The 20633-nt window shown below is 73.2% G+C and carries 13 protein-coding genes; 9 read left to right on the top strand and 4 right to left on the bottom strand.

Annotated elements, in window-relative coordinates; translation table 11 throughout:
- Nucleotides 1-28: 28 nt before the first annotated feature.
- Nucleotides 29-1537, bottom strand: a complete 1509-nt coding sequence (locus LIV37_RS18235) for an alpha/beta hydrolase (RefSeq protein WP_020868586.1) — start codon at nt 1535-1537, stop codon at nt 29-31.
- 208 nt (nt 1538-1745) lie between these two features.
- Nucleotides 1746-4505: a lysylphosphatidylglycerol synthase transmembrane domain-containing protein gene (locus LIV37_RS18230; RefSeq protein ID WP_121824796.1), complete on the bottom strand. Its 2760-nt coding sequence runs from the start codon at nt 4503-4505 to the stop codon at nt 1746-1748.
- A gap of 293 nt (nt 4506-4798) precedes the next feature.
- Between LIV37_RS18230 and LIV37_RS18225 the strand changes: the two genes are divergently transcribed.
- The 5 genes from LIV37_RS18225 to nudC all read left to right on the top strand — a co-directional run bounded on the left by LIV37_RS18225 (nt 4799) and on the right by nudC (nt 15060).
- The gene (locus LIV37_RS18225; protein WP_020868583.1) at nt 4799-5179 is read left to right on the top strand and encodes an MGMT family protein; all 381 of its coding nucleotides are present in this window, start codon (nt 4799-4801) and stop codon (nt 5177-5179) included.
- Between the two features lie 417 nt (nt 5180-5596).
- Entirely contained in the window at nt 5597-8815 is a 3219-nt protein-coding gene (locus LIV37_RS18220; protein ID WP_214663585.1) for an ATP-dependent helicase, read from the top strand.
- Nucleotides 8816-8943: 128 nt separating this feature from the next.
- On the top strand, nt 8944-12615 hold the full coding sequence (locus LIV37_RS18215; RefSeq protein ID WP_020868582.1) for an ATP-dependent DNA helicase: 3672 nt from the start codon (nt 8944-8946) through the stop codon (nt 12613-12615).
- 54 nt (nt 12616-12669) lie between these two features.
- Complete coding sequence (locus LIV37_RS18210; RefSeq protein WP_020868581.1) at nt 12670-14073, top strand: M20/M25/M40 family metallo-hydrolase; 1404 nt, start codon at nt 12670-12672, stop codon at nt 14071-14073.
- 51 nt (nt 14074-14124) lie between these two features.
- Nucleotides 14125-15060, top strand: coding sequence for an NAD(+) diphosphatase (nudC, locus tag LIV37_RS18205; RefSeq protein WP_020868580.1), 936 nt, complete (start codon nt 14125-14127; stop codon nt 15058-15060).
- 36 nt (nt 15061-15096) lie between these two features.
- On the opposite strand, the gene LIV37_RS18200 is transcribed toward nudC, so the two are convergent.
- Nucleotides 15097-15339 (bottom strand): mycoredoxin, encoded by a 243-nt coding sequence (locus tag LIV37_RS18200; RefSeq protein ID WP_020868579.1) that lies wholly within the window; start codon nt 15337-15339, stop codon nt 15097-15099.
- 147 nt (nt 15340-15486) lie between these two features.
- Between LIV37_RS18200 and LIV37_RS18195 the strand changes: the two genes are divergently transcribed.
- The 4 genes from LIV37_RS18195 (at nt 15487) to LIV37_RS18180 (ending at nt 18976) form a co-directional block, all read left to right on the top strand.
- Nucleotides 15487-17781 (top strand): ATP-dependent DNA helicase UvrD2, encoded by a 2295-nt coding sequence (locus LIV37_RS18195; RefSeq protein ID WP_243146213.1) that lies wholly within the window; start codon nt 15487-15489, stop codon nt 17779-17781.
- A gap of 142 nt (nt 17782-17923) precedes the next feature.
- Nucleotides 17924-18190 carry a hypothetical protein gene (locus tag LIV37_RS18190; protein ID WP_121824800.1) on the top strand — a complete coding sequence of 89 codons (267 nt, stop codon included), beginning with the start codon at nt 17924-17926 and terminating at the stop codon, nt 18188-18190.
- 115 nt (nt 18191-18305) lie between these two features.
- Nucleotides 18306-18668 (top strand): WhiB family transcriptional regulator, encoded by a 363-nt coding sequence (locus LIV37_RS18185; RefSeq protein WP_020868576.1) that lies wholly within the window; start codon nt 18306-18308, stop codon nt 18666-18668.
- A complete protein-coding gene (locus LIV37_RS18180; RefSeq protein ID WP_121824801.1) occupies nt 18665-18976 on the top strand; it encodes a hypothetical protein in 312 nt (103 codons plus the stop codon). The genes LIV37_RS18185 and LIV37_RS18180 overlap by 4 nt, the downstream gene beginning before the upstream one ends.
- Nucleotides 18977-19111: 135 nt before the next feature.
- On the opposite strand, the gene LIV37_RS18175 is transcribed toward LIV37_RS18180, so the two are convergent.
- Nucleotides 19112-20596 carry an ABC1 kinase family protein gene (locus tag LIV37_RS18175; protein ID WP_020868574.1) on the bottom strand — a complete coding sequence of 495 codons (1485 nt, stop codon included), beginning with the start codon at nt 20594-20596 and terminating at the stop codon, nt 19112-19114.
- Nucleotides 20597-20633: the final 37 nt, after the last annotated feature.

Raw genomic sequence — 20633 nt, 5'->3', positions numbered from 1 at the left:
CCGTACGGCGGGCCCGGCCGCGGACCCCCTAGGTGCAGACCTTGCCCTTCGGAGGCACCGTGCCCTTGAGCAGATAGTCGTTGACCGTCCTTCGGACACAGGCGTTGCCGCTGTCGTACGCCCCATGGCCCTCGCCCTTGTAGGTGAGCTGGACGCCGACCCCGGGGCCCAGCTCCTTCGCCATCCGCGCGGCACCCTCGTACGGGGTCGCCGGGTCGCCGGTGTTGCCGACGACCAGGATCGGCGCGGCCCCCTTGGCGCTCACGTCGGGCGTGGTCCAGGCGCCGTGGACCGGCCAGTCGGTGCACTGGGTCAGGCCCCACGCCATCATGTCGCCGAAGACCGGGGAGACCTTACGGAAGGTGGGCAGCTTCCGCTCGATGTCCGGGACCGTATAGCGCTGCTTGAAGTCGGCGCAGGTGATGGCGGTAAGGGCGGACTGGAGGGTGCTGTAGCGGCCGTCCGGGCCGCGTCCGTTCATGGCGTCCCCCAGGGCCAGCAGGATCCTGCCGTCGCCCTGCTGGGCGGCGGCGATCCCCTGGGTGAGGTACTGCCAGTACTCCCGCGAGTACAGGGACTGCGCGATACCGCCGTCGGCGAGGGACTCGGTCAGCTTCCGGCCGCCGTAGCCGCGCACCGGACGGCCGTCGAGCCGCTTCAGCAGCGTGCGGATCCGGTTCTGGGTGGGGCAGCTGTTGGCGCTGGTCCTGGTGCACGCCTTCAGATAGTCGTCGAGGGCGCGCTGGAACCCCTTGGCCTGGCCGAGCGCGCCCTGTTCGGGCGTCTGCATGGGGTCCACGACCCCGTCGAAGAGGGCGCGCCCCACCTGCTTCGGGTACAGATGGGCGTAGACGCCGCCGAGTTCGGTGCCGTAGGAGACGCCGAAGTAGTGCATCTTCTTGTCGCCGAGGACGCGCCGCATGAGATCCATGTCACGGGCGGCGTTGGCGGTGCCGACGTACGGCAGGACCGTGCCGGAGTTCTTCTCGCATCCGGCGGCGTAGGTCTTCACCCGGCGGACCAGGCTCTTCACCTCGGCGTTGTCGTTCGGGGTGGAGTCGGCGGCGTAGTAGGCGTCGAGCTGCCGGTCCGGGAGACAACGTACCCCGCTGCTGCGGCCGACCCCGCGCGGATCGAAGCTGACCAGGTCGTAGCGGGTGCGCAGTTGCTTGTAGCTGCCCGCGAGCGCCGGGAGGGTGGCCACGCCCGAACCGCCGGGGCCGCCGAAGTTGAAGATCAGCGAGCCGATCCGGTGGCGCCGGTCGGTGGCCTTGGCGCGGATCATGGCGATGCCGATGGTCTTGCCGCGCGGCTTGCGGTAGTCCAGCGGCACATGGAGCGTCGCGCACTCCCACTCCCCGCCCGGGGCCTTGGTGGCGGCCGCGTCCTGGCTCGAGGAGGGGGCGGGGCAGCCGGACCAGTCCGGTTTCTGGTGGGCCGAGGTGTCCGGCCGTCCGCCGTCGCCACCGCATCCGGCGGCCAGGGCGGTCACCAGCAGGGCGGCGGACAGCGCACCGAGGCGCAGAGGTCGGGACACGGCGGCTCTCCCGTGGGTGGGGGTACCGCCATCGTGAGGTCCGTGGCCGCCGCACGCGCGCACAGCGGGGGCGTACGGGTGAGGGGAGGCCGGGTCGCCCGGCGACCGCGGCAGGGCTCCAGCGGGGCCCCTACGGGCGCTACGGCGCCTCTTCGCGGGCGGAGCGGGCGAAAGCCCTACAGCGCCCTTTCGCGGGCGGACACCGGCGCTACAGCGCTTCTTTGCGGGTGAGGTGGGTGAAGGCCACCCAGCCGGGCAGCACCGGCAGCCAGAAGACCATCAGCCGGAAGAGCAGCACCGCGGGAGCCGCCGTCTCGTACGGCAGCCCGGCGAAGGTCAGACCCGCGATCAGGGCGGCCTCGACCGCGCCCACACCGCCGGGGGTGGGCGCCGCCGACCCCAGGGCGTTGCCCGCGAGGAAGACGACGGCGATGCTCGCGTAGCTCAGCTCACCGCCGAACGCCCGGATCGCGGAGTCGAGGCACATCACGTTCGCGGCGGTCAGCAGCAGGGTGCCGCCGATGCCCGCGAGCAGCTTCTTGGGCCGCTGGAGCACGTCCAGCATGCGCGGCACGACGCCCGCGAACAGCGACCGCACCCGGGTGGACACGAACTTCCGCAGCACGGGAATCGCGGTCACCACCAGCACCAGGACGGCGGCCGTCAGCAGCCCGGCGATCACCGTCCGGGATGGCGAGAGCGCCGGAGTGCGCTCGGTGCCGGTGATGTAGCCGAAGGTCAGCAGCAGCACGATATGGCTGGCGAGCCCGAACAGCTGGGAGGCGCCCACACTGGCCACCGCGAGCCCCGGCCGCACCCCCGCGCGCTGCAGGAAGCGGGTGTTGAGGGCGACTCCGCCGACCGCCGCGGGCGCCACCAGCTTCACGAACGAGGCGGCCACCTGCGCCAGCACCGTCCGCCCGAGGGGCACCTTCTCCGGGACGAAGCCGAGCAGGCTCAGCGCCGCGGCCAGATAGGTGAGCGCGGAGAAGACGAGCGCGAAGATGACCCAGATCCAGTTGGCCTCGCCGACCAGGGCGCCCAGCTTGAGATGGGTGAACTGGGACAGCAGGAAGTACGCGGCGAAGGCCCCCGCGCAGAAGCTGACCAGGGTGCGCGGCTTGATGCGCTCCAGCCGTTCGGGCTGTATCGGCGCCTGGGGCCTCACCAGCAGCACCTGCTGCCGGATCTGGGAGAGCAGATCCTCCTCGCGGGCGTCCTCCAGGGCCTCCTCGATGGCGCGCTTCTCCGCCTGTTTCTCGGCCTTGGCCGTCTTACGGTCGCCGGTGGCCGCCTCCGGGCCCCCGGCGGCCTCCAGGGCCTCCCGAGCCTCGGCGTCCCGGGCCTCCTTGGCGGCGTGGGACGCCTCCAGGACGGCCTCCCGCTGGCGCTGGGCGCGCTCGCGCGCGAGCTGGCGCAGGGTCGCCCGGGTGCCCCGGCCGAGCGCCAGGGGCTGGAGCAGCGGAAGGCTTCCGGCGACCGCGTCCGGGCCGAGGACCTCCACCGCGGCGGCCACGGAGCGCTCGGCGCCCACCCGCAGGCCCAGGGTGGTCAGCAGCTGTGCGATATCCATCCGCAGCACCACGTCTCCGGCCGCGATCTCACCGCTGCGCAGCTCGGTCAGGAAGACCGTGCCGTTGCGGTCGACCAGCAGGGCGTCGCTGTCCAGCCGCCGGTGGGCGATCCGCCGCGACTGGAGCGCCTGGACCTGGTGCCAGGCCCCGGCCAGCAGTTCGTCGGTGATCGCCTCGTCCGGCAGGGCGTGCAGCGGGCGGCCGCCGACGTGCTCGTAGACGAGCATCACGGCGTCCGGGCCCAGCTCGGAGGTGGCGATCAGCTTGGGCGCGTTGGCCCCGGCCGCGATGGCCGCGTAGGCGAGCAGCGCCTCCTGCTCCAGGGCCTGGCGCAGCGACTGGAGGCTGCGCGGCGGGGTGATCGTCCGCAGCGTCAGCCGCTGCCAGACGCCGTAGAAGAAGCCCTGGGCCTGCTGCTCCCGGTCGACGACCGTGACGTCCAGGGGCGGGCCGTCCTCCAGGGTGACCAGATAACGGCGGCCCCGGTCGCCATGGCCGTGCTCGTCCTCGGGCTCCTCGGCGCGCATGGCGCTGACCGGGTTGAAGCCGACCCGGCGCAGCCCGGCGAGCAGGTGCTGGCCGGTGGGGCGCACATTGGGGGAGCCGACCGCGTAGAGCGTGCCGTAGGCCACCGCCCAGCCGATGAGCACCGTAAGGATGATCGAGAACGGTGTGGTGTAGCCGCCCACGAGCACCGCGAAGGCGTCGAGCAGCAGCACGCACCACATGGCCACCCGCCAGCGCGGGCGCCTGGCCATGCCGACGGCCGTCATATAGGCGATGACAGGGGCGAGATAGCCGTGCACGGGGTCGCTGAAGGTGCCGCCGGGGGCGGGCTGGGTGAGCGCCTCGCGGAGCGAGCCGGGGGCGCCCCTGGCGACCCAGAGGTCCATGGCGAGAGACACCCCGTGGGCCAGCACCGCGGCAAGCACGCCGTCGGCGATCCGCAGTCCGTCCCGCTTGATCAGCCGCTCGAAGGCGAAGGCCACCGGCAGGACGAGGACGGCCACTCCGGCCGTGAGCCCCGCGAAGTCGATCAGTAGCGGGGGCGCCTGGTTGGCGCCGTGCCCGATGTCCTTCTCCAGACCCGCGGTGGTGCCGTGGGCGAAGGCCGCGATGGCGAGCACGAGGGCCATGCCGAGGATCCCGAGCAGCGTCCGCAGCAGATCGGAGGGGCGGTGCACGCGGGCCGGCAGCAGCGGCTCGTCGCCGGAGACCCGGTCCACATGGCCCTCGGGTCCGTCCGGGCCGCAGTCATCCCCCGAGCCCGGGGCCTCTGTCTCCGGCCGACCGGACGGTGTCGTGGAGTGCGGCAACGCCTCCGGGGTGCGGGCCTCCTCCTCCGGAGGCTGCGCACCCTGGTGCTTCGCCGTCTCTTCTTGATCTCGTATCACCAGTCACCGCCCGGAAGATGGTGGCATGCCCGGGCTGCGGAGGGGGGCATCAGGGTGCATTTCGGGGACGTGGACCCCGAATGGTACGCCCTGCTGAGGATTCCCGCACAATGCGTGATCGAACCGCGACCCGGCCCGGAACGGGCCCGCCACCACCCCGCGCGGGGGGCGCGGTGGTGCGTTCCGCGGGGGGTGCGGAGGGGCGTGCGGTGGTGCGTTCCGCGGGGGGTGCGGAGGGGCGTGCGGCGCGGCTGCCGTCGGGGCTGTCGGAGGGGTGCGGCAGGATGGGGCGGATGAGCCGGGAGAGCAGGGAGCCGGAGGACGGGGACAGCGCCGAGGAGCTGCCCGAGTACGCCGAGCGGGTGCTGGAGGTGGCCGAGCTGATCCCCTCCGGCCGCGTGATGACCTACGGGGACGTCGCCGAATGGCTGGAGGAGGGCGGCCCGCGCCAGGTGGGGCGGGTGATGGCGCTCTACGGGGGCGCCGTGCCGTGGTGGCGCGTGGTGCGCGCGGACGGTGTGCTGCTGCCCGGCCACGAGCTGCGGGCCCTTGGCCACTACCGCGAGGAGGGCACCCCGCTGCGTGAGGCGGCGCGCTCGGCCGAGGGCCATGTGCCGCGGATCGACATGGCCAGGGCGCGGTGGGACGGGGGCGGGCAGGACCACGGCCGGTAGCGGGGCGGCTTTCGGAAGCGCGGCGCGACCGGGGCGGCCGACGCGCGGCCGTACCGGGGCGCGGTGAGCGCGGGGCCGGACGCGTGCGCCGTGGGCTCGCGGCCGTACGGGCGTCCGATGGGCGTGAGCCCGTACCGGGGCGCCGTGAGCGCGGGGCCGTACCGGCGCGGGGCGGGCTCGCGGGCATACCGGCGTCCGATGAGCCCGAGGCCGGAGGCTCGTGCGGTGGGCTCGTGGTCGTACCGGCGGTATCCACAGCCATCCGGGTGAGGCCCCGCGGCGCATGAGAGGCTGTCCCGCACCCAGCGAACCCACCAGGACCGGCGATCCAACGTGAGCTCCTCCCCCTCGTCCCTTCCGCGGCAGCGGCAGGCACGGCAGCCGTCCTCACGGCAGTCGGCCCAGGGCGTCTACCGCCTGCTCCGTCATCGGCCGGAGCCTGGCGCCCTTCCTGTCCTGGACGCACGGCAGCGCGCTGTGGTTGAGCACCGGGGCGGCCCTTTGCTGGTGCTCGCCGGGCCCGGTACGGGCAAGACGACGACGCTCGTGGAGGCGGTGGCCCGCCGGGTGCGCGAGGGCGCGGATCCCGAGCGGCTCCTGGTGCTCACCTTCAGCCGTAAGGCCGCCGTCGAACTGCGCGACCGCATGTCCGCGCGCCTGGGCGGCGCGAGCGCCCCGCGGGCCACGACCTTCCATTCCTATTGCTACGCACTGGTCCGTGCCCACCAGGACGTCGATCTCTTCGTGGATCCGCTGCGGCTGCTCTCCGGACCGGAGCAGGACGTCGTCGTCAGGGAGTTGCTCGCCGGTCAGGCCGAACTGGCGAGCGAGGGCCGGGCCTTCGTCCGCTGGCCGGACGACCTGCGCGCCTGCCTGACCACGCGGGGCTTCGCCGACGAGGTGCGCGCGGTGCTGGCCCGCAGCCGGGAGCTGGGCCTCGGCCCACGGTCGCTGGGGGAGTTCGCCGAGCGCACCGGGCGCCCCGACTGGTCCGCCGCGGCCGGCTTCCTCGCCGAGTACCTCGACGTCCTGGACGCCCAGGGGGTGCTGGACTACGCGGAGCTGGTGCACCGCGCGGTGCTGCTGGCCGGTCGGCCGGAGGCCGCGGCCGAGCTGGCGGGGCGGTACGACGCGGTGTTCGTCGACGAGTACCAGGACACCGACGTGGCCCAGGGGCGGCTGCTGCGGGCGCTCGCGGGCGGCGGCAGGCCCCTGCTCGCCTTCGGCGACCCCGATCAGTCGATCTACGCCTTCCGCGGCGCCGACGTGGGCGGCATCCTCCGGTTCCGCGAGGACTTCCCGAGGGCGGACGGCCGGCCCGCCGACATGGAGGTCCTCACCGTCTCCCGCCGCTCGGGGGCCGCGCTGCTCGCTGCCACCCGGCAGATCGCCGGCCGGATGCCGCTCACCCGGCTGCCCGCGCGAGCCGTAAGGGCGCACCGGGAGCTCGCGGCCACCCGTGACGGCGGCCGCGTCGAGGCGTACACGTATCCGACGGCGGGTGCCGAGCTCGACAATGTGGCCGACATCCTGCGCCGCGCCCATCTGGAGGACGGGGTGCCCTGGCGCGAGATGGCCGTCCTGGTGCGCGCCGGGGGGCGCTCGATCCCGGGTGTGCGCCGGGCGCTCACCTCGGCCGGAGTCCCCGTCGAGGTGGACGGCGATGACATCCCGCTGCGCCATGAGCCCGCCGTGGCCCCCTTGCTGACGGCGCTGCGGGCCGCCGCCACGGCCGCGCTGCCGGACAGCGGCGGGCTGTCCGCGGTCCTCGGCGTCGAGACCGCCCTGACCCTGCTCGCCTCGCCCCTCGGCGGTATGGACGCAGCCGATCTGCGCCGCCTGGGCCGCGCGCTGCGCGAGGAGGAGCGGTCCGCCGGGCGGGCCGTGCCGCGCCCCTCCGACGTCCTGCTCGCCGAGGCGCTCGCCGAGCCGGAGCGCCTCGCCGTCCACGACCCGGCGTACGCGCGCGGTGCCCAGAACCTCGGGCGGCTGCTGCGCACGGCCCGGGAGGCGCTGGCCCGGGGCGGCACCGCCGAACAGGCGCTGTGGGGGCTGTGGGACGGCACTCCCTGGCCCGGCCGCCTGGAGCGGGCGGCGCAGCGCGGCGGCACCGCCGGGCGGAACGCGGACCGCGACCTGGACGCGGTGTGCGCGCTGTTCGAGACCGCCGCGCGCGCCGAGGAGCGCACCGGCGGCCGCGGCGCCCTCAACTTCCTGGAGGAGATCGACGCCCAGGACATAGCCGCCGACACCCTCTCCCGCCGGATGGTCCGCCCCGACGCCGTACGGCTGATGACGGCCCACCGCTCCAAGGGGCTCGAATGGGCCCTGGTGGTCGTCGCGGGGGTGCAGGAGGGGCTGTGGCCCGATCTGCGGCGGCGCGGCTCGCTCCTGGAGGCCGACCGGATCGGCCGGGACGGGCTGGCCGAGCCGCTGCCGCCGGGCGCGCTGCTGGCCGAGGAGCGGCGGCTGTTCTACGTGGCGGCGACGCGCGCCAAGGAGCGGCTCGTGGTCACCGCCGTCAAGGCCGCCTCCGAGGACGGGGACCAGCCCTCCCGCTTCCTCGCCGAACTGGGCGTCCCGCCCACCGATGTCACCCAACGGCCGCGCCGTCCGCTGTCCGTCGCCGCGCTCGTCGCCGAGCTGCGCGCCACCACCGTCGACCCGGACGCCTCGGAGGCGCTGCGGGACGCCGCCGCGCGCCGCCTGGCGCGGCTGGCGGCGCTGCGCGACGAGGAGGGCCGCCCGCTGGTCCCGGCCGCCCACCCCTACCGCTGGTGGGGGCTGTACGAGCCGACGCGCGGCGAGGTCCCGCTGCGCGACCGGGACCGGCCCGTGGCGCTGTCCGGCAGCGCGCTCGACCAACTCGTCAACACTTGCTCGCTCCAGTGGTTCCTGGGGCGCGAGGTGAAGGCGGACGCCCCCTCGACGGCAGCCCAGGGCTTCGGCAACGTCGTGCACGTCCTGGCCGACGAGGTCGCCTCCGGCCGCACTCCGGCCGATCTCGCGGTCCTCATGGAGCGCCTGGACTCCGTATGGGACGCGCTCGCCTTCGACGCCCCCTGGAAGTCACGGCAGGAGAAGGAGCAGGCGCGGGCGGCCCTGGAGCGCTTTCTGCGGTGGCATGTGATGGAGCGCGGCGGCCGCACCCCGGTCGCCACCGAGCACTCCTTCGACGTCACGCTCGAAGCCGACGTCTATGAGGTGCGCATCCGCGGCAGCATGGACCGCGTCGAGACGGACGCCCAGGGGCGCGCCTATGTGGTCGACTTCAAGACCGGTAAGCACGCCGTGACCCGTGGCGACGTCGAGCACCACCCCCAGCTGGCGGTCTATCAGCTGGCGGTGCGCGAGGGCGCCGTGGACGACGTCTTCGACGGCGGGCGTCCCGAGCCGGGCGGCGCGGAGCTCGTCCAGCTGCGGCAGGGCGCCGCCAAGAAGGACGGCGGCGACGACGTCCCCAAGGTCCAGGCCCAGGAGCCGCTGGACGGGGAGTGGGTGGGGCAGCTGCTGGCCACCGCGGCCGGGCGCGTCCTGGACGAGCGGTTCACCCCCAGCACGGGCGACCACTGCGAGCGCTGCGCCTTCCGGGGCGCCTGCAGTGCGCGGGCGGAGGGGCGTCATGTGGTCGAGTGACGCTGTCGCGTACGGGGCCGGGGCGGTGCGGCACCGGGCTGACGCCGTCGCCCGTCGAGCCGTGGCCACGGGGCGGCCGTCGACCGGCGCGGCGGGGCGTGTCGGTGGGCACCGATAGCCTCACTGGAGTGTCAGCCCGCATCACCGATCCCGAGGAGCTCAAGGAACTCCTCGGGATCCCGTTCACCCCGGAGCAGGTGGCGTGCATCACCGCACCGCCCGCCCCGCAGGTGATCGTCGCCGGGGCGGGTTCCGGAAAGACCACGGTGATGGCCGCCCGCGTCGTCTGGCTGGTCGGCACCGGCCAGGTCGCGCCCGACCGGGTGCTCGGCCTCACCTTCACCAACAAGGCCGCCGGAGAGCTGGCGGAGCGCGTCCGTAAGGCCCTCGTCACGGCGGGCATCGTGGACCCGGACCCGGATCCGGGCGCCACCGAGGAGGCCCCGGGCGACCCCGTCATCTCCACGTACCATGCCTTCGCCGGGCAGTTGCTCAAGGACCACGGGTTGCGCGTCGGCCTCGAACCGAGCGCCCGGCTGCTCGCCGACGCCACCCGCTTCCAGCTGGCCGCGCGCGTCCTGCGCTCCGCCCCCGGCCCGTATCCGGCGCTCACCCGCCCCTTCGCCGACCTGGTCACCGATCTGCTCGCGCTCGACGCCGAGCTCGCCGAGCACCTCGTCCCCACCGGGCGGCTGCGCGCGTACGACACCGAGTTGCTGCGGACGCTGGAGGGCACGCGGCTCACCAACGAGGCGCTGCGCAAGGTGCCCGAGGCCGCTCGCGCCCGCCAGGAGCTGCTGGGCCTGGTCGAGGCGTACCGCGAGGAGAAGCGCCGCCGCGATCTGCTCGACTTCGGCGACCAGATCGCCCATTCGGCCACTCTGGCCCTGGACCACCCGGAGGTCGGCCGGATCCTGCGCGAGCAGTTCGCGGTCGTGCTGCTCGACGAGTACCAGGACACCTCCGTCGCCCAGCGGCTGCTGCTGTCCGGCCTCTTCGGCGGCGGCACCGGACATCCCGTCACCGCCGTCGGCGACCCCTGTCAGGCCATCTACGGCTGGCGCGGCGCCTCCGTGGCCAACCTGGACGACTTCCCCGAGCACTTCCCGCACGCCGATGGCCGCCCGGCTGAGCGCTTCGCGCTCAGCGAGAACCGGCGCAGCGGCGGCCGCCTCCTGGACCTCGCCAACGGGCTGGCCGCCCCGCTGCGCGCGATGCACGAGGGCGTCGAGGCGCTGCGCCCCGCGCCCGGCGCCGAGCGGGACGGAGCGGTGCGCTGCGCGCTGCTGCCCACTCACGCCGAGGAGCTGGTCTGGCTCGCGGACTCCATCGCCCATCTGGTGCGCACCGGCACCCCGCCCGCTGAGATCGCGGTGCTGTGCCGTACGGCGGGTGACTTCGCGCAGATCCAGGGCGCGTTGGTGGAGCGGGACGTTCCGGTGGAGGTGGTGGGCCTGTCGGGGCTGCTGCATCTGCCGGAGGTCGCCGATCTGGTGGCAGTCTGCGAGGTCCTCCAGGACCCGGGGGCCAACGCCGCGCTGGTCCGTCTGCTCACCGGGCCGCGCTGGCGGATCGGCCCCCGCGACCTCGCGCTGCTCGGCCGCCGTGCCCGCGCGGTGGTCTCTTACGGTGGCCAGGACGGGGCGGAGGACGATCCGGACCGACGGCTCGCCGAGGCCGTCGAGGGCACCGACCCCGCCGAGGTGATCTCCCTCGCCGACGCCCTCGACACCTTCCTGGAGGCGGGCGGCGGCCCGGACGACGGGCTGCCCTTCTCGGCCGACGCACGGGTCCGGTTCGCCCGGCTGGCCGCCGAACTCCGCGAGCTGCGCCGCTCGCTGGCCGATCCGCTGATGGACGTCCTCCACCGGGTCCTGGCCACCACGGGCCTCGAGGTCGAGCTGTCCGCCTCACCGCACGCCCTGGCCGCGCGCCGCCGCGAGACGCTCGGCAACTTCCTGGACGTCGCGGCCGCCTTCGCGGGCCGGGAAGGCGGCGCGGCCGTGGACGGCGAGGCCACCCTTCAGGGCTTCCTCGGCTTCCTGCGCACCGCCGCGCAGTACGAGAAGGGGCTCGACAACGCCCTGCCCGGCGGCGAGAACACGGTCAAGGTGCTCACCGCCCACAAGGCCAAGGGGCTGGAGTGGGACGTGGTGGCGGTGCCGGGGCTGGTCGCCAAGCAGTTCCCGAGCGAACAGTCCCGCGAGTCCTGGACGGCGAACGCCAAGGTGTTGCCGCACGAACTGCGCGGGGACGCCCGTACCCTCCCGGACGTCACCGCCTGGGACAGCAAGGGGATCGCCGCCTTCAAGGACGCCATGAAGGGGCATCAGCGGACCGAGGAGCTGCGGCTGGGCTATGTGACCTTCACCCGGCCGCGCTCGCTGCTGCTCGGCTCCGGGCACTGGTGGGGCCCCACCCAGAAGCGTCCGCGCGGCCCGTCGGGCTTCCTGGACGCGCTGCGCGAGCACTGCGAGGCCGGGTACGGCGAGATCGAGGCATGGGCCGAACCGCCGGAGGAGGGCGCGGAGAACCCGGCCCTGCGGGAGTCGGCGGCCGACCGGGCCTGGCCGCTTCCGCTGGACCCGGCCGCGCTGCGCCACCGCCGCCGCGCCGCCGATGTGGTGCTCGCCCATCTGGCGCGCATCGAGACGGAGGGGGAGGAGCCGACCGCGCGGGACGAGGAGCACTCCCCGGCGGACGCTGACCTCTTTCCGGAGCCCCCGGAGGAGCTCGAGCCCCCGGAGGACCCGGAGTGGCCCGAACCTCCGGAGGATCCTTACGGTTCGTACGAGGACGAGCCCTACGACGACGCGCCGCACCCCGGCCCTTACGGCGCGCCGGAACCTGGCGCACCGGAGCCCGATGTGCCCGAAATCACGTCAGAAGCGGCCGAGGACGAGCCGACGCCCGAGGAGGCCCGGCTGATCGGTTCCTGGGACCGCGATCTGGACGCGCTCGCCGGAGAGCTGCGCCGGGCCCGGGAGACCGTGCACGAGGTGCCCCTGCCGGGCACGCTCACCGCGTCCCAGCTGCTGCGCCTCGCCGCCGACCCGGACGGCTTCGCACGGGAGCTGGCCCGCCCCATGCCCCGGCCGCCGCGCCCCGCCGCGCGGCGCGGCACCCGCTTCCACGCCTGGGTCGAGTCGCGCTTCGAGGCGCTGCCGCTGCCCTTCCTCGGCCCGGACGAGCTGCCGGGCGGCGAGGACGACGAGGCGGAGATCGCCGACGAGCGTGATCTGACCGCGCTCAAGGAGGCGTTCGCCCGCACGCCGTACGCCCGTCGCACCCCTTACCGCGTGGAGGTGCCGGTCCAGCTGACCCTGGCGGGCCGCACCATCCGCGGCCGGATCGACGCGGTGTACCGCGAGTCCGGTACGGGCTCTGACGACGGCCCGCGCTACGAGATCGTCGACTGGAAGACCGGCCGCTCCCAGGACGCCGACCCGCTCCAGCTGGCCATCTACCGCGTCGCCTGGGCCGAACAGCACGGGCTGCCCCTGTCGGCGGTCACGGCGGCCTTCGTGTACGTACGCAGCGGTGAGGTGGTCCGCCCCGCCGGGCTGCCCGGCCGGGCCGGGCTCGAGCGCGTCCTGCTCGGGGAGCCAGGGGACGCGGAGGTCGGCGGGAACGTGGACGTCGGCGGGAACGTGGAAGCCGGTGGGAAGGCGGACGCCGGCGGGGACGGAGACGGGGACGGCGGGGACCGAGACGCCGACATCGGTGGGGACGGAGACGCGGACGCGACCGGAAATGACCGTATCGATGCCGGAACCGTCACAGAGAGCGAGCACACCTGAGCGGCCCGGAGGCCCCCGCCCTCGCCCGTCCTCGGGCCGGATAGGCTCACATGCATGAGCAACACCCCGGACACGGACAACGCCGTCCGCGCCTTTGTGGACGTCCACAGCGCCGCCTTCCTCGCCGAGCTCTCCGAGTGGCTGCGCATCCCGTCCGTATCCGCCGACCCCGCCCGCGCCGACGACGTCCGGCGCGGCGCCCAGTGGCTCAGGGACCACCTGGCCGCCACGGGCTTCCCGGTGACCGAGATATGGGACACACCGGGCGCCCCGGCCGTGTTCGCCGAATGGCCGTCCGGTGATCCCGACGCCCTTACGGTGCTCGTTTACGGCCACCACGACGTCCAGCCCGCCGACCGCGCGGACGGCTGGCGCACCGACCCCTTCGAGCCCGTCATCGAGGACGGCAGGCTCTACGCCCGCGGCGCCGCCGACGACAAGGGGCAGGTCCTCTTCCACACCCTGGGGATACGGGCGCACCTGGCCGTGACGGGCCGAGTCGCGCCCGCGGTGAACCTCAAGCTGCTGATCGAGGGCGAGGAGGAGTCCGGGTCCCCGCACTTCCCCGAGCTGGTCCGCGCGCACGCCGACCGGCTGGCCTGCGACACCGTGATCGTCTCCGACACCGGGATGTGGTCCGAGGACACCCCGACCGTCTGTACCGGTATGCGGGGCCTCGTGGAGTGCCAGATCGATCTCCACGGCCCGGGCCAGGACATCCACTCCGGCTCCTTCGGCGGTGCGGTCCCCAACCCGGCCACCGAGGCCGCCCGACTGGTCGCCGCGCTGCACGACGACGACCGTAAGGTGGCGATCCCCGGCTTCTACGACGGCGTCGTGGAGCTGACCGACCGTGACCGCGAGCTCTTCGCCGAGCTGCCGTTCGACGAGGCGGGCTGGCTGCGGACCGCGCATTCACGGGCCACGCTCGGCGAGGCCGGGTACTCCACCCTGGAGCGGATCTGGGCCCGTCCGACCGCCGAGGTCAACGGCATCGGCGGGGGCTACCAGGGGCCGGGCGGAAAGACCATCGTGCCCTCGGCCGCCCAGCTGAAGCTGTCCTTCCGGCTGGTGGCGGGCCAGGACGTGGAGAAGATCCAGTCGGCCGTGCGGGACTGGGCAGCCGCCCTGCTCCCGGCCGGAATCCGCCATGAGATCACCTATTGGGGCGCCACCCGTCCCTGTCTGACCCCGCTGGACCACCCCGCGCTCCAGTCGGTCGTCCGCGCCATGGGGTGCGCCTTCGGCCGGAAGGTCCGCTTCACCCGCGAGGGCGGATCGGGCCCCGCCGCCGATCTCCAGGACATCCTCGGCGCTCCGGTGCTCTTCCTGGGCATCTCGGTGCCGTCCGACGGCTGGCACGCGCCCAACGAGAAGGTCGAGCTCGGCCTGCTCATGAAGGGCGCCGAGACGGCCGCCCACCTCTGGGCCGATCTCGCCGAGAATGGACGGGAATAGCTTGCCCTGTTACGTGAACCACCCATTGCACCGCGGGAGTTGGAAGCAGCTGTGACCACCTCGACCGACCACGCCGCCGACCGGCCGATCACGCTCAGCGCCCCGAGCGGCATCGACCGCTCCGCGCACCACCGCTTGGACGAGGCGTGGCTGGCCGCCGCGTGGAGCCACCCGACGACGCGCGTCTTCGTGGTCTCCGGCGGCCAGGCACTGGTCGACGACACCCCGGACGGCCGTACCGAACTCGTCATGACCCCGTCCTTCGAGGCCCCGCCCACCGAGAACCACCGCTACTTCCTGGGCACCGACCAGGAGGGCGTGCGCTACTTCGCGCTCCAGAAGGACTCCCTGCCGGGGCGGATGGACCAGTCGGCGCGCCCGGCCGGGCTGCGCGAGGCGGGCGTGCTGCTGTCCGAGCGCGACGCGGGGCTGCTGGTGCACGCGGTCGCGCTGGAGAACTGGCAGCGGCTGCACCGCTTCTGCTCACGCTGCGGTCAGCGCACGGTGATCGCGGCGGCGGGCCATATCCGCCGCTGCCCGGCGTGCGGGGCCGAGCACTACCCGCGCACCGACCCCGCCGTGATCATGCTGGTGAAGGACGATCAGGACCGGGCGCTGCTGGGACGCCAGGTGCACTGGCCGGAGGGGCGCTTCTCGACGCTGGCGGGCTTCGTGGAGCCGGGCGAGTCGATCGAGCAGGCCGTGGTCCGTGAGGTGGCGGAGGAGGCCGGGGTCACGGTGGGCGAGGTCGATTACGTGGCCAGCCAGCCGTGGCCGTTCCCGTCCAGCCTGATGCTCGGCTTCATGGCCCGGGCCACGTCCTCCCGCATCCAGGTGGACGGGGAGGAGATCCACGAGGCGCGCTGGTTCTCCCGGGACGACCTGCGGGCCGCGATCGAGTCCGGGGAGGTCCTGCCTCCCTCCGGGATCTCTATCGCGGCCCGGCTGATCGAGCTCTGGTACGGCGAGCCGCTGCCGCGCGGCTGAGTCAGAGCCCGCGGGGGCGGCTCGGGGACCGCCCGCTCAGACCCCGACCTTGGCCTTTACCTGCGCCAGGGACGGGTTGGTCAGGGTGGACCCATCGGGGAAGAGGACGGTCGGCACGGTCTGGTTGCCACCGTTCGCCTTCTCGACGAAGGCCGCGGACTCCGGGTCCTGCTCGATGTTGATCTCGGTGTAGGCAATGCCCTCGCGGTCCATCTGCCCCTTCAGGCGTCGGCAGTAGCCGCACCAGGTGGTGCTGTACATCGTCACAGTGCCGGACATCGGTCTTCGCTCTCCTCGGGGTCGTGGTGGGTGGGCAGAAGGTGAACGCTCACCTTCCGCCGGTCATTCCCGGATTCATATGACCGGAAGGCCATGGCTGTGGACAACCGGCACCGGGCGTCTCAGGAGACCTGGCAGCATGGCGGGGTGACTGCAGCAACGTCCTCCACTCTGTTCCCGCACGGCTCCACGCCAGGTGCCTACGCGGCCACGCCGCGTGACGCCGACGCGGTGCTCGACGGGCTCGACCCCGAGCAGCGCGAGGTGGCGACGTCCCTGCACGGCCCGGTGTGCGTGCTGGCCGGCGCCGGCACCGGCAAGACCCGCGCCATCACCCACCGGATCGCCTATGGGGTGCGCGCGGGGATGCTCCAGCCGGCCAGTGTGCTGGCCGTCACCTTCACCAACCGCGCGGCGGGGGAGATGCGCGGCCGGCTGCGGCAGCTCGGCGCGGGCGGGGTGCAGGCGCGCACCTTCCACTCGGCGGCCCTTCGCCAGCTGCAGTACTTCTGGCCCAAGGCGGTCGGCGGTGAGGTGCCGCGGCTGGTCGAGCGCAAGGTGCAGCTCGTGGCCGAGGCCGCCGCCCGGTGCCGGGTCCGGCTGGACCGCAATGAGCTGCGGGACGTGACCGGCGAGATCGAATGGTCGAAGGTCACCCAGACCGTGCCCGAGGACTATCCGGCCGTGGCCGCCAAGTCCGGCCGGGAAGCCCCCCGGGACGCCGCCGAGATCGGCCGGATCTACGCCACCTATGAGCAGTTGAAGCGCGACCGCGGCGTCATCGACTTCGAGGATGTGCTGCTGCTCACGGTCGGTGTGCTCCAGGAGCGGCCGGACATCGCCGATCAGGTGCGCCGTCAGTACCAGCACTTCGTGGTCGACGAGTACCAGGACGTCAGCCCGCTGCAGCAGCGGCTGCTGGATCTGTGGCTGGGCGAGCGGGACAGCCTCTGCGTGGTCGGCGACGCCAGCCAGACCATCTACTCCTTCACCGGCGCCACCCCCGACCATCTGCTGAACTTCCGCACCCGCCACCCGCGGGCCACCGTGGTCAAGCTGATCAGGGACTACCGCTCGACCCCCCAGGTGGTCCACCTGGCCAACGGGCTGCTGTCCCAGGCCCGCGGCCGGGCCGCCGAGCACCGGCTGGAGCTGGTCTCCCAGCGGGAGACGGGCCCCGACCCGGCCTACGCCGCCTATGCGGACGAGCCGGCCGAGGCCGAGGGCACCGCCCGCCGGATCCGGGAGCTGATCACCCCGGTCGAGCGGGGTGGCGCCGGTGTCCCGGCGAGCCAGATCGCGGTCCTGTACCGGGTCAACGCCCAGTCGGAGCTCTACGAACAGGCGCTGGCCGATGCCCAGGTGCCCTATCAGCTGCGCGGTGCCGAGCGGTTCTTCGAGCGGCCCGAGGTGCGCGAGGCGGGGCTGCTGCTGCGCGGCGCGGCCCGTGGCGGAAGCGCCGACCCGGAGCTGGCGGACGCCGACATCCCGTCCCAGGTGCGGGCCGTGCTGGGCACCCGTGGCTGGACACCCGAGCCCCCCTCGGGCTCGGGTGCGGTGCGCGACCGCTGGGAGTCCCTGGCCGCCCTGGTGCGGCTCGCCGAGGACTTCGCGGCGAGCCGCCCCGCGGCCACGCTCTCCGATCTGGTGGCGGAGCTCGATGAGCGGGCGGCGGCGCAGCACGCCCCGACCGTCGAGGGTGTGACCCTCGCCTCACTCCACGCGGCCAAGGGCCTCGAATGGGACGCCGTCTTCCTGGTCGGCCTCACCGAGGGAATGATGCCGATCACCTACGCCAAGACGGAGCAGCAGATCGAGGAGGAGCGCCGGCTGCTCTATGTGGGGGTCACCCGCGCCCGCCGCCATCTGACGCTTTCCTGGGCGCTCTCGCGGGCTCCGGGCGGCCGGGCCTCCCGTCGGCCCACCCGCTTTCTCAACGGGCTGCGGCCCGGCTCCCAGGCCGTCCCCGCCCGCACCCCGGGCGGGGGCGGCGGGATCGAGCGCGGGGCGGCGGCTTCGGGCGGAGGCGGCGGGGTGCGCAAGCGGCGCGGCCCGGTCCACTGCCGGGTGTGCGGCCGGGCGCTGACCGACGCGGGCGAGATGAAGCTGATGCGCTGCGAGGGCTGCCCGTCCGAGCTGGACGAGGCGCTCTATGAGCGGCTGCGCGACTGGCGGGCGGAGCAGGCGGGCCTGCTGGGGCAGCCGGCGTACTGCGTGTTCACCGACAAGACACTGCTCGCGATCGCCGAGGCCGTTCCGGGAACCGAACCGGAGCTCGTCCGCATCTCCGGTGTCGGAAGGCGCAAGCTGGACCGGTTCGGGGCCGATGTTCTCGCGCTGTGCGCGGGCCGGGAACTGCCCTCCGCACTCGACGGTGAGGGCGACGGCGATGCCGGGGGAAGCCATTCGGGTGACCCTTGGCAAAACTCGACGGAAAAATAGTTTGCGCGCGCGGAGGCGCTACCCATAGCCTTCCGAGCACGGAAGACAACGGCCCTTCCAGGAGCCGAGGATTCCGTGTTGTACTGAACACCCGGACTGGTTTCGGACCGGTCCCTGAGACGCCGAGAGGAGGCGAAGACCAGTGATCAGCTTCATCAACACCATCAAAAAGGCCGATCGGCCGGTCGTCGCCACATGCCTGCTCGGCTCCGCGCTCCCTGGCACCGGTATGCCCGGCGCGAATGAGGCGCGTCTCAGCGAGCGACCGATCCAGGCACCTGCGGTAGGAGCAGCGGCAGAGGCAATGGCCTATGCCTTTGCGGCCAATGGTGCCGAATCCCGGACGACGCAGCAGCACCACAAGACGTGGGCCTTCCGCAGGCTCGAACCCTGGAGTTATCCAGCCTGATCCAGGATCAGGTCGGCACCTTCCAGGGCCGCGGAACCCACACCGGGATCCGCGGCCCTTTTGATTTGCCAGAGCCCGGCCACCAGCCGGACCGAAGAGACGAGGAACACACACCGTGCAACTCAACGCACACGCCCCGTCCGCATCGACCGACCTGAACCGCCCGCCTGACTCCTCGGAGGACTCCTTGACCCCGCTCACCGCCCTCACCGAACTCGATGAGGCCATCGAGAACCTGGGTGTAGCCGTTCCGTGCCGCTCGTACGACCCGGAGGTCTTCTTCGCCGAGTCCCCGGCCGACGTCGAGTACGCGAAGTCGCTCTGTCAGACCTGCCCGCTGAGGGAGGCATGCCTCGCCGGCGCCAAAGACCGCCGGGAGCCCTGGGGCGTCTGGGGCGGCGAGCTCTTCGTCCAGGGCGTGGTGGTGGCCCGCAAGCGGCCGCGTGGTCGCCCGCGTAAGAACCCGGTCGCGGCATGAGCACCCTCGGCACCATCGATCGCCCAGCGACGCACGACCCCATGAAGCAGGTCCCGAAGATGACCCAACCGGTCTCCGAAACCCCCGCACCAGATACCTCACGTGCGCCCGAGGCGCGCCAGAACAGGAACCGAGAGATGCAACTCATGCAAGAAGCCCTGGCACGTGCGCATATGCACGACCGACTGCAGGAGGCCGAGTCCGAACGGCAGGCCGTTCGGCTCGCGGCCGCCCGCCGGATGCAGCGGCGTGCGGAGCGTGCCTCGCTCCGCGCCCGCCGCGCCCTGGCCATGGCGGTCATGCAGTAACCACCATGTGCGGCACCGGCCAGAGGCGGGGCTGACACACCACACACACCGACGGGTCCCACGCCGACCCATCGCGTGACCACGAAGGGCCGGTCCGATCGGACCGGCCCTTCGGCTACCCCGAGGCGCCCGAGCTCAGGACGAGGTCTCCGCGGCCTCGGGCTCGTCCTCGGCGCCGTCCGAGGCCCCTTCCCCGGCGTCTGCCGCGGGCCCTTCCTCGGCGTCCCCTTCGGCGCGCTCCTCGGACTCCGGGTCTTCGGGTTCTGGGGCTTCGGGTTCTGGGTCCGCGGCGAAGCCGGGGACCCATGCCTCGAGCTCATCCCGCATCCGCACCGTGGCACCCAGTTGGCACAGCACCCCGATGGTGCTCAGGGTCACCCGGTGAATCAGCAGATAGGCGGGCGGCAGATTCAGCTGATTGCCCAGCTCATAGACGGGGGAGTGGCGGTCGGCCATCCGCGCCGCCTGGCTGCGCAGCCACTGCCGGTCGAAGACGAACGCGTCGACCTGGGCCGGTTCGAGCATCGGCAGCAGGAAGTCCAGCAGATCATCCGGGTCGAGCTCGATCGTCGGCTTGACGAACCCCTCCCCGCGCATCAGGTCATAGACCCCCGCGGCGTCGTTCTCGAGCGCCATGCGCAGCGCGATGCCGATGGGCTCCGGAAGCCCTCCCGGGAGCCGGTTCACCGAACCGAAGTCCAGGACGCCCAGCTTCCACTGCTCCGGCGGGCCGTCCGGGGCGTCCCCGGGCAGCAGCCGGAAGTTACCCGGATGGGGATCGGCGTGCAGCAGTCCGGTGCGGGACGCCCCCGAGAACAGAAAGCGGGCCAGCAGCTGCCCGGCGCGGTCCCGCTCCTCCTGTGTGCCGTCGGCTATCACCTCGGAGAGCGGCACCCCCTCCAGCCACTCGGTGATCAATATCTGATCGCTCTGGTGCACCACCTCGGGCACCACGATCTCCGTGTCCTCCGCGTACTCCTCCGCATGGATCCGCTGGGACGCCGCCTCCAGTTCGTAGTCCAGCTCCTCGGCGACCCGCTCGCGCAACTCCGCGATCAGCGGCTTGACGTCCAGCCCCGGCACCAGTGGCCCCAGCACCCGGGCGAACCGGCTCAGTTGGTTGAGGTCGGACAGCAGCGCCTCGCCCGCCCCGGGATACTGAACCTTGACCGCCACCGTGCGCCCGTCGTGCCAGACCGCCCGGTGCACCTGCCCGATCGAGGCGGCCGCCGCGGGCTTGTCCTCGAACTCCTGGAACAGCTCCGGCCAGTCGGGGCCCAGCCGCTCCTCCAGCGCCGCGTGGACCGTGCGGCTGGGCATGGGAGGGGCCGCTTCCTGGAGCTTGGTCAGGGCCGCCCGGTAGGGCCTGGCTATCTCCTCGGGCAGCGCCGACTCGAAGACCGACATGGCCTGTCCGAGCTTCATGGCCCCGCCCTTGAGCTCGCCGAGGACCTTGAACATCTGCTCCGCGGTGCGCTGCTGCACCTCGCGTGCGACGATCTCCGCCGGCCGTCCCCCTATCCGCTTCCCGAGCCCCCATGTGGCGCGCCCCGCGAATCCCAAGGGCAGCGCCGCCAGTTTGGCGGTACGGGTGATCGCCTTGCGCGGCAGATCGGTCATGCGCCCCTCCAACTACAGCCGTGCCATCCCGGAAGGT

The organism is Streptomyces rapamycinicus NRRL 5491 (assembly GCF_024298965.1).
Classification (GTDB): domain Bacteria; phylum Actinomycetota; class Actinomycetes; order Streptomycetales; family Streptomycetaceae; genus Streptomyces; species Streptomyces rapamycinicus.
This window is presented reverse-complemented; position numbering and strand designations above follow the sequence as displayed.

Coding starts and splice junctions, on each gene's coding strand:
- LIV37_RS18225 (WP_020868583.1), top strand. CDS start 4,799: ATGAGCCGGGAGAGCAGGGAGCCGGAGGACGGGGACAGCGCCGAGGAG.
- LIV37_RS18210 (WP_020868581.1), top strand. CDS start 12,670: ATGAGCAACACCCCGGACACGGACAACGCCGTCCGCGCCTTTGTGGAC.
- LIV37_RS18200 (WP_020868579.1), bottom strand. CDS start 15,339: ATGTCCGGCACTGTGACGATGTACAGCACCACCTGGTGCGGCTACTGC.
- LIV37_RS18180 (WP_121824801.1), top strand. CDS start 18,665: ATGAGCACCCTCGGCACCATCGATCGCCCAGCGACGCACGACCCCATG.
- LIV37_RS18175 (WP_020868574.1), bottom strand. CDS start 20,596: ATGACCGATCTGCCGCGCAAGGCGATCACCCGTACCGCCAAACTGGCG.